Source organism: Methanospirillum sp., from assembly GCF_028679455.1.
GTDB lineage: Archaea > Halobacteriota > Methanomicrobia > Methanomicrobiales > Methanospirillaceae > Methanospirillum.
The window spans coordinates 1-9,705 of record NZ_JAJRBM010000196.1 but is presented as its reverse complement, the minus strand read 5'-3'; the positions used below and the strand labels follow the sequence as shown (position 1 = coordinate 9,705).

The window sequence follows — 9,705 nt, the reverse complement described above, 5'->3', positions numbered from 1 at the left end:
TAGGTCCGTACCTTACCGACCAGATCCTTGGCGGATATCACCGGCTGATGACCTGCCACAGATCAGGCAGATTTCAGACGATGACTGAACCAATCAGAGACCAGGTGACCTTCAGGCAGTTCTGTGGGATCATCCCGGCAGGATGCACCGAGTGGGATGACACCAGCAGCAGACTGCCGATCCCGTATACTATCAGGCACCGGCTCTTCTACTACCTCATCGCTGCCTTCACGATGTTCATCCTTGAACATCCCGGCCACCCGGTTGGAACTCCCTTCCCGGGAGGGTTCAGGGTTGAAGACAGAAGAGGAACATATTATTGCCTGATCAGGGATAAAGAGAAGGAGGTCCCGCACTCACTCTGTAACTTCTGCCCGGCGCTTCAGTCTGAGGATGAACAACCGGGCCAATCCCGGTGAGATTGGGATCAGCTGGGCATTGGTAATAATTTCTCTCCCACCCAATACCTGAGTTATGGTTTCCTCCCCCGTTGTCGACAATATTCTATCTGCCCGATATCTCCGAACAGGGGAAAAGACTTTTGAGGATATCTGCCGCAGGGTCGCCACTGCCCTCGCTGATGACAAGTCAGAGCAAGAGAGGTTCTTCGAGGCAATGATATCACTTCGCTTTCTTCCGAACTCTCCTACACTTATGAATGCCGGCACTGGACTTGGCCAGCTCTCAGCATGTTTCACGCTCCCGGTTCCCGACTCCATCGACGGGATCTTCGAGGCCATGAAACAAGGGGCTATCATTCACAAGACCGGTGGGGGAACCGGATACAACTTCTCGAATATCAGACCTGAAGGCTCACCGGTCAGGTCAACCGACGGGGTAGCATCCGGACCGGTCTCGTTCATGCGGGTATTCAACGCAGCCACCGACGTGATCAAGCAGGGAGGCCGCAGGCGGGGTGCCAACATGGGGATCCTCAATGTCTGGCATCCTGATATCCTCGACTTTATCACCGCCAAGAAGGAAGAGGGAGACATCGCGAACTTCAACATCTCGGTGATGATCAGCGACCAGTTTATGACCCTGGTTGAACAGAAAAAATTCGAATCTCTCTGGCTAACCCACCCTCATTCAGGAAAATCAGTCACCGTCGGGGAGATCTGGAACGGGATCGTGGACGGGATCTGGAAGAACGGAGAGCCGGGAATCCTCTTCTACGACGAGATAAACCGCCAAAACCCAACTCCCAACCTTGGTGATATCGACACTACCAACCCCTGTGGTGAACAACCGCTCCTCCCGTTCGAGAGCTGCGTCCTGGGCAGCATCAACCTGGATGCCTGCATCAAAGGTGAAGTACTAGATGAACCACTCCTGGAAGAGACAGTCAGGATGGCGGTCAGGTTCCTTGACACGGTCGTCGACCGCAATATCTATCCAATTCCACAGATTGCTGAAGCAACCCTGAAGACCAGGAAGATCGGTCTCGGAGTGATGGGGGTCCATGATGCCTTACTCAGGATAGGGGTTGCCTATGATTCACCGGAGGGGAGAGAATGGTGCGAACAGGTCATGAAGTTGATCACGGAGACTGCAGTTGATGAGTCCCGATCCAGAGCAGGTTCCATGGGATCCTTCCCATCGTGGGAAGGGAGTGTCTGGACAGACTTTCCGGTACGGAACGCAGCGATGACCACCGTGGCACCAACCGGTACCATCTCTCTGCTGGCAGGATGCTCAAGCGGAATCGAACCGGTATTCTCGTTCGCATACACCAGGAAGAACACGGTAGGCAAGACCTTTGTCATCGTCAACCCGGTCTTCAAGGAGGCGTTGGCCCGGATTCTGACCCGGATGCACCTGACCGGGGATGACCTGGCAAAGCGGATCAGCGAGGTGATCGAGCATGTCCACAAGACCGGAACGATCCAGGATCTCTCGTGGCTTCCCGAAGATTTCAGAACCTTGTTCCGCACTGCCCTTGATATTTCCTGGAAGGATCATATCCTGATGCAGGCAATCTTCCAGAAATCAGTTCATGCTGCAATCAGCAAAACCGTGAATATGCCATCTTCTGCATCCCGGGCAGACTGTGAAGAAGCACTGCTCATGGCCTGGAGGCTGAACCTGAAAGGGATCACGATCTATCGGACCGGAAGCCGTGAGACGGTGGTGCTGGCATTGAGTGGAGAAGGGGAACAGAAGGAACAGGCACCAGAACTCAGGGCAGATGACGGCCGCAGACTGCCGGAGAGGATTCCTGCACTCAATATTGAGCGGCCAAAAGAACTCGCAGGTAAGACGTATATCTGCCAGTCAGGCTGCTGCCGTCTGTATGTGACTGTGAACCTCCTTGATGGAAAACCATTTGAGGTTTTTATAAGAACGGTCGGGATAGGTGGCTGCGATGCAAACAGCAGTGCTCTGGGCCGGGCAATCAGCACCGGACTGCAGAGCGGAGTGCCATACCAGAAATTTGTGAAACAGTTCTCGAAGGTGAACTGTATCTCGGCTATCAAGAACACGTCGTCTGAAGGAGTCTCCTGTGCTGACGTGGTCGGCAGGTGCATCGATCTCGCTTCAAAGAACCAGAGTATTACCACGCTGAAGGACTGGTCGATAACAAGGACCGAAGAGCAGCGGCTCTGCCCAGAATGTCAGGAACCCCTTGATTTTGGAGAGGGATGTAACCAGGGGATCTGCAAACACTGCGGATGGTCAGGGTGTAGTTAACCACCAGGTTACAGCCGGATCCGGAAGTGAGATCAGGGAACCGATCTCTTACATCCCTGAGTAAATCTTTCTGATGAGATTCATCAATCCCATCCCTTTTTCTGAGATCAGGTATTGACCAGAGGATTCATCTTTTGCTACGAAACCTGCTTCGATGAGGCGGGTGACATGAAAGAGGAGATGACCACCTTTGTAACCGGTAAGAGTGCTGAGGTCGGTATAACTCATACCTCCCCTTGAGAGGGCTTTGATCATGCTGAACCGTACCGGGTGGGAAAGAGGCTCAATGATGGTTGCCAATACCTCATCATCAGGCAGATCCCGAATCAGTGACATTTGATTCTGTTTTCGCAGTGTCGATCGTACCGATGAAAGGTCTCCGATTGCCTGCATCAGGTGATCGCGTTCGGCAGCGTAAACCTGGTAACAGGAGAGACAGGGTTCTCTGCCCAGTTCGGGGTACTTTACTACGAGATCCTGATCCTGTTTCACCTGGCTTGTGAGAAATTCATCAGCCTCGTCCGGATCCATCCGTTCAGCAGATTCACGAAGACGGCTGATAAAAAAATCGATACAGGCTCCACGGTCATAGAGTGAACACGGGTCAGGACAGACAGATTCGAATTCACGCCTGATGGTAGTTATCACAAACTGCAGGATAAGATGCTGATGACTGGTGATGACCTGTCGTCGCATTGTTTCAATCCGCTCTTCGACAAAGAGACGCTGAAATGATCGCAGTTCGGAGAGGATCATCTCTCCCTGTTCAATCTGAATGGTCCCGAAATCCCGAAGAGTTTTCTCGATTCCAATGATCCTATCTTCGATCTCATCTTTCCGCATGATGAACCCCGCTATAGTAGAATTACCTTATGCTATATGGTGATCTCTATCTTACCAAATGTATGGAAAAGCAGCAGAAAAACGACACAACCATGACCAGAGTCACTGATATTCGTGCCAGGTGCGGGTTTCATTGCTCACGATGTCTCGCATATGTGGGTAACATCAAAAACGAGGCTGATAGGATCCGGGTATCTGAAACCTGGCAAAAAATTTATGGACTTGAGGTCCCTGCTGAAGCAATCCGATGTGATGGATGTCTGAAACCCGACAGTGAAAATCCATTCAGAATCGGGGGAGATTGCCAGATACGAACTTGTGTTCAGGAGAGAAAGATTGCCCACTGCGGACAGTGCAATGAATTTCCATGTGATCGCATAGAACGGCACCTGACATCGGTAGAGACCAATGTTCCAGGATGTCGGGATAAGATCTCTCAAGAGGAGTTCCGGAGTTTCATTGATCCATATCTCTGCCGGGAATTCCTGATGGGCAACCAGAAGTGATGAACTAAAAACATCCTGGATTGTTAATCAAATCGAATCCACTCATATAATCGGGTTCCACATTTTTCACGAAACATAATTGTGCCCTGATTGCAGTTCAATGTGGATCTCCTCTTCCTGAATCTGTGATGGAACATTGCCTAAAGTAGATCAGAATCTTCCATGTAAGAAAATTTTTGAATCCTCAGGTATTCTATCGAATTGTCGTAGCCGATCTCACCTGTTCTTTCCGGTTAGGATCAGATCCTCATATTTTTCCTGGCAATCATAATAATCGGAAAAATTATCCCGCCAACAAGGGCAAGAACCGCTACACCGGCAAAGAGGATCTGCTGGACTGCATACATCAGAACCTGCTCCTGTTGCATAGTACTGCTGTGAGCAAGGGTAAACAAGCCCTGCAGCCCCTGAATCATCGCCAGACCCGGGACCATGGGAATTCCTGCAATCACCGATAGGAGTACTTCAGGCACATGGGCATATCTGCCTATTCCGGCAGCAATGACGGTCGCAATGCACATCCCGAGAAACCGGGAGAAGAAGGGATCTGCGCCGGCATAGATTCCCGTCTCCCTTACCAGCCGGGCAGCAAAACTACAGATAAAACACCCTGCCAGAACAGATACCGGGGTATTGAAGAGGACTCCAAACCCACATGCAGCAATACCGGCTGCAAGGCTCATCGTCGGGATGAGTATCATGATGTCACCTGCCGGTTGGGGCTGGAGTGTTATCGTCATCATACCGAGGGGGATCAGCAAAGCTCCGGAGATAATGGAGATCTGAGTAAAGACAGAGGTGAGCCGTGCAATCCCGCAACTTGTATGATCCCTGATGATGTCAAGACCACCGTTGATGAGCATGGCACCTGGAATCAGAAAAAGAACGCTTGAGATCAGGGCGACTTGAGGTGTCTGTGTATGAGAAAACGGTGTAAGGAGAGCAGCACACAGCCCACCGGAAAGGGCGGTCATGAGTGTGGTCAGATAGAGATTGTTCAGATCTTTTCCGAATCTGACCCTTATAGAAAGACCACAGACTGCTGATACCCATATCACCCAGAGAGCAGGAAGATCCGCGTGATTAATCCACCCAAATGCTGCACAGGCTATCCCGGTGCAGGCAATAATAACCCAGACTGGATAGATAATCGGCCTTGTTCTGATACCGATCAGATCTTCCCGGATTGCTGCAATATTTCCCTGGTAAGATGGGATACGGTGGAGGATGCCGCTGACCTGGTGTAAAACCGAGAGATTTACCCTGACCGGATCACGCAACACGTAGAGCCGACTTTCGGTATGATCCCGATGATGCACACTCAGTTCAATGACCTCATACCCGACTGCCAGATGAACATTCTCATCACCGAGTGATCCTGCAAGCCATCTGACTGAATCTCCAACCCGTTGAACGGTTGCGCCTGCCTCGTACAGGGTCACTGCAAGATCGAGATAGAGATCAGCACTCAGGTATTCCTCCTCTTCCCCATCTGTATCCGGGCTCATCCGTACCATCACTGGTGATGCAATACCATATGAGCCCTTTCAGATATCCACAACCTCACTTGTAGGTACTGAATTATCAGCCTAATTTCAGGTTCAGGATCAGGACAAACCAATTGAAAAACTTACGAAACATAAACTCAGTCTCACAAATATCGGGAATAAGTCTTCATGAATATATCAAAACTCAAATCCCTCACTATTGCTCCGCCGTTAGATGAACCAGGGACACACCGGATGTGGGATGATCCGTACATATCAGGGCAGTTGCTCAGGATTCATCTGAACCAGGAGACGGATGCAGCCAGCAGAAAGCCTGAGACGATTATCAGAACAGTCAACTGGATCGAATCGTTCCTAAAAAAACCTTCCTCGATACTCGATCTCGGATGCGGACCCGGACTGTATGATGAATTGTTTGCAGAGCGGGGACACCGGGTTACCGGGATTGACTACTCGCTCCGGTCTGTTCAATATGCCAAAGAACAGGCTGCAAAGAGAGGACTCAATATCACCTATCTGCACCAGAATTACCTGGACCTGACTCTTGAAAATCGGTATGACCTGGTGATCATGATCTATTGTGACTTTTCCGTGCTGAATCCTGATGAAAGGGATCGCCTGCTTCACCGGGTCTTTCACCTGCTTAATCCAGGAGGACTCTTTATCTTCGATGTCCTGAATGAACATGCACCAGATTTCATGAATATCAATGAGAAAGGATGGGAGATCTCCGAAGGAGGATTCTGGAAGCTTGATCCCTATCTTGCTCTCTCACAGTCATTTCATTATCAGACTGAAAGAGTGATATTGCAGCAGCATATTATCTGCACAGACGAGGAGGACCCGGAGATATACCGGTTCTGGAACAGGTATTACCAGACCGGGGAAATGGCTGCCATCCTCAAACAAGCAGGCTTTTCAGAAGTACAGATGTCTTATCAGGTATTACCTGAAGAGAGGGCAGGAACAAACAAGATGGTAACCTTTTATTCTGCACAAGTTTAAGCAAATAATCACGGCCCATTGACAAATACGACATTAATAGCAATAAAACTCTAATTAGAACCAAATTTTTCGTTCGAATCAGGCCAGAGATCCCACATCACCAGACCGTCGCTATCCCCGGATCTCCCGTAAGGTTACCACTACTATCAACTGAGAAAACGTGATCAATAGCGGCCGGATATAAAAATGTAATTTCGAGGTATTTTTAAAAAATATCCCTTATAATTGGGTATCTTTACCCCCATCATTCCGGTGGATAACAGGTGATCAATACTCCGTCTGATCCGGAAATACTCAGATCTATGATGGGTTGGATCGGGACCCATGTTTTATCCATTATGCAGGAAAGGATCACTACTAAATGTCTGGATCAGACCCTCCATCCCACATGACCGGGAAAGAACTCCTGATTGTCCTCGTGATCTCACTGGGATCATTTATGGCCGGACTTGATGCAACCATTGTGAACATCGCACTTCCAAGCATAGCAAAAGCCTTTGATGTCTCTACGGTGCTTGCATCCTGGGTATTAAACGCCTACCTGATCATTCTGGTAAGTCTGTTGCTTGCGGCAGCAAAGATTGGTGATATAAAAGGATACAAACAGGTTTTTGTCACAGGTTTTGCGATATTCACGGTTGGATCCGGGCTTTGCGGTGTTGCCTCAAGTGTGGATCTTCTCATCGCCTTCAGGATGATCCAGGCGATAGGTGGTGCAATTATCGCTGCACTTGGCTCAGTGATGGTAACCTCATATCTCGGTGAAAAAGTCAGGGGGCAGGCTCTTGGTCTGGTCGCTATGTTTACGATGCTCGGTGTGGCTCTCGGCCCGGTTATCGGAGGTTTTCTGACGAGCACCTTCTCATGGCAGTACATCTTTTACGTCAACATTCCGGTTGGGATTCTGGCTATCCTTCTTGGTGTCTCGGTCATCCCCACACATTCTCCGGTGTTTCCGTCATCACGGCTTGACACTCCAGGAGTCATCCTGATTTTCATCGCTCTTGGATCACTGATTGTTGGGTTGAACCAGATCCAGACTCAGGAGATCGGAATCGGAGTTGAAGCGTTGGTGCTTTCAGTCATCTCCTGGATTCTCCTGTACCTGCATGAAAAAAAGACACTTCAGCCTCTAATCATTCTTTCAGTGTTCAAAAACTGTTCATACTCAGTACAGAATATTAATATCCTGATCCTGCAGATGGGTCTCGCAGGGGTCATGTTTCTCATGCCCTTCTATCTTGAGATAGTAAAAGACCTGCCAACCGGGACATCAGGAGCCCTTTTGCTTTCACTTCCGGTAGGAAACATCCTGACTGCCCCGATTGCAGGAAAGATATCAGATGTCATCGGAACAAAAAAACCAATAATGGCAGGATTTGTCATCATGATCCTCGCCCTCTTCTTCCTCTCAACCATCTCGGTTTCTACCCACACCGGCGAAGTGGCCCTGTACCTGTTCATCATCGGAGCAGGGGCAGGTATTGCGTTTGCTCCACTGAACAGTGCAATAATGGGTGAATCACCAGAGTCTGAACGGGGAATGACATCTGGTCTCCTCAAGATGATGACCAACCTCGGATCCACCCTTGGAGTCACCATCACCCTGCTCGTGGCAACCACCACACTCGGACCAAAAATAACAGAAGTTGCTGCACATACCCTGCAACCCGAAGAACTTTCCAGGGCATTTGGAACGGCATTCCTCTTCACGATGGTAATCCAGGTCATAGCCTTGCTCCTTATGCTTGGTGTCAGAGAATCAGGGCAGGAGAGGTCAGAAAAATATCAATGAATGGTGTTAGGGGCCATACCGGTACCGATGATGAGATGAGGAGGATATCTGCAATCCTTACGGCTGGATAATATCCAGAAATGGGACCTCATGGTAAGGTTGGACAAAAGTTCTTCCATACCGTATCTGATCAGATTCCCGCGCGATCAAATATGAGCGAAACCAGGTCTTCTGCCGAGTTTATAGGGAAATCTGAGGGTGAAAGAAACTTCTCAAACAACTCTCCAACATTACAGACCACCAGCCCACCAACGGTCATATTACCGTCGGAACCTTTGGGAAGTCCGGCATATACTGCCTCTTTTGAAGTGACCGGAAAAGAAACACCTGCAAGGGCACCGGTCCAGTGAGTGATCAATTCCTCTCTCATACCCATACGAGTGGATCTACATAGCAGGAATAGAAAAATCTTTCGAAATGATTGATTTTTGGGATACTGAAAATCCGGGTCTTATGATATTTACTACAGACTGATGCTTTATCAACAATGCGGGTAAGAACCACTATCACACGATCTGAATCAAATCATCGAGTCGAGGATTGATAAAGAGCAAATTATCCCCATTCCATTGAACCATGAGGATTCATATGAAATTAGATGGACCTAAAATCAAAAATCACCTCAACGATTTTGTAGTAAAGCCGGGAAAGCGGGTAAACCTGAACAACTTCGATACCGGCTGGGCGCAGAATGAGAAGATGAAGCGTATCGGGGAGGAAAAGTCCAAAGACCTGCTCACCGAGATGCTTGAACAGGATCGGGATGCTCTGTCAGAAGTTCAGGATATCCTCTGGTCTTCCCGGACCCATGCAATATTGATCATCCTTCAAGGCATGGATACTTCAGGAAAAGACGGAACAATCAGACATGTCATGTCAGGAATGAACCCTCAGGGATGCTCGGTTCACGGGTTTAAAGTTCCAACCGATGAAGAGCACAATCACGATTTTCTCTGGCGGTATGCAAAGGTTCTCCCTCAGGATGGTGAGATCGGTATCTTCAACCGATCGTACTATGAGGATGTGCTGGTCGTGAAGGTCCATCCTGAAATCATCGCTGATCTTCCTGCTGAAATAGGAACAAAGGCAAAAAATTTCTGGGAAGGCAGGTACAAGGACATTAATGCGTTTGAAAAACATCTGGTCAGAAACGGAACTCTCGTCCTGAAATTCTTCCTTCATATCTCAAAAGAAGAACAGAAGAAACGCCTGCTCGACAGACTTGAACACAAGGATAAGTACTGGAAATTCTCCATCAGTGATCTTGCTGAACGAAGATTCTGGAATCAGTACACAAAGGCATACGAAGAGATGCTACATGCTACTTCGACAACATATGCTCCCTGGTTTGTGGTTC

At 48.9% G+C, this 9,705-nt stretch carries 9 protein-coding genes; 6 read left to right on the top strand and 3 right to left on the bottom strand.

Features of this window, described 5'->3' with window-relative positions; all coding sequences use genetic code 11:
* The coding region (locus tag LUQ50_RS06590; protein ID WP_300038002.1) for a DUF2115 domain-containing protein at positions 1 to 419 on the top strand (419 nt) is incomplete at its 5' end.
* Between the two features lie 55 nt (positions 420 to 474).
* Positions 475 to 2,691 (top strand): adenosylcobalamin-dependent ribonucleoside-diphosphate reductase, encoded by a 2,217-nt coding sequence (locus tag LUQ50_RS06585; protein WP_300037999.1) that lies wholly within the window; start codon positions 475 to 477, stop codon positions 2,689 to 2,691.
* 48 nt (positions 2,692 to 2,739) lie between these two features.
* Here the strand turns inward: LUQ50_RS06585 and LUQ50_RS06580 are convergent, their stop codons facing one another.
* Positions 2,740 to 3,534, bottom strand: coding sequence for a winged helix-turn-helix domain-containing protein (locus tag LUQ50_RS06580; RefSeq protein WP_300037996.1), 795 nt, complete (start codon positions 3,532 to 3,534; stop codon positions 2,740 to 2,742).
* A 62-nt stretch (positions 3,535 to 3,596) separates the two neighbouring features.
* Between LUQ50_RS06580 and LUQ50_RS06575 the strand changes: the two genes are divergently transcribed.
* Entirely contained in the window at positions 3,597 to 4,040 is a 444-nt protein-coding gene (locus LUQ50_RS06575) for a DUF3795 domain-containing protein (RefSeq protein WP_300037993.1), read from the top strand.
* Positions 4,041 to 4,279: 239 nt separating this feature from the next.
* Here the strand turns inward: LUQ50_RS06575 and LUQ50_RS06570 are convergent, their stop codons facing one another.
* Positions 4,280 to 5,548, bottom strand: a complete 1,269-nt coding sequence (locus LUQ50_RS06570; protein ID WP_300037990.1) for a threonine/serine exporter family protein — start codon at positions 5,546 to 5,548, stop codon at positions 4,280 to 4,282.
* 168 nt (positions 5,549 to 5,716) lie between these two features.
* On the opposite strand from LUQ50_RS06570, the gene LUQ50_RS06565 reads away from it, so the two are divergent.
* Together LUQ50_RS06565 and LUQ50_RS06560 are read left to right on the top strand one after the other, a co-directional pair.
* A complete protein-coding gene (locus LUQ50_RS06565; RefSeq protein ID WP_300037987.1) occupies positions 5,717 to 6,553 on the top strand; it encodes a class I SAM-dependent methyltransferase in 837 nt (278 codons plus the stop codon).
* A gap of 361 nt (positions 6,554 to 6,914) precedes the next feature.
* Positions 6,915 to 8,348 carry an MFS transporter gene (locus LUQ50_RS06560; RefSeq protein ID WP_300037985.1) on the top strand — a complete coding sequence of 478 codons (1,434 nt, stop codon included), beginning with the start codon at positions 6,915 to 6,917 and terminating at the stop codon, positions 8,346 to 8,348.
* A gap of 130 nt (positions 8,349 to 8,478) precedes the next feature.
* Here the strand turns inward: LUQ50_RS06560 and LUQ50_RS06555 are convergent, their stop codons facing one another.
* Complete coding sequence (locus LUQ50_RS06555) at positions 8,479 to 8,718, bottom strand: MTH865 family protein (RefSeq protein WP_300037982.1); 240 nt, start codon at positions 8,716 to 8,718, stop codon at positions 8,479 to 8,481.
* A 218-nt stretch (positions 8,719 to 8,936) separates the two neighbouring features.
* On the opposite strand from LUQ50_RS06555, the gene LUQ50_RS06550 reads away from it, so the two are divergent.
* Positions 8,937 to 9,705 (top strand): PPK2 family polyphosphate kinase (locus tag LUQ50_RS06550; protein ID WP_300037979.1); only part of this gene is annotated, 769 nt, incomplete at its 3' end.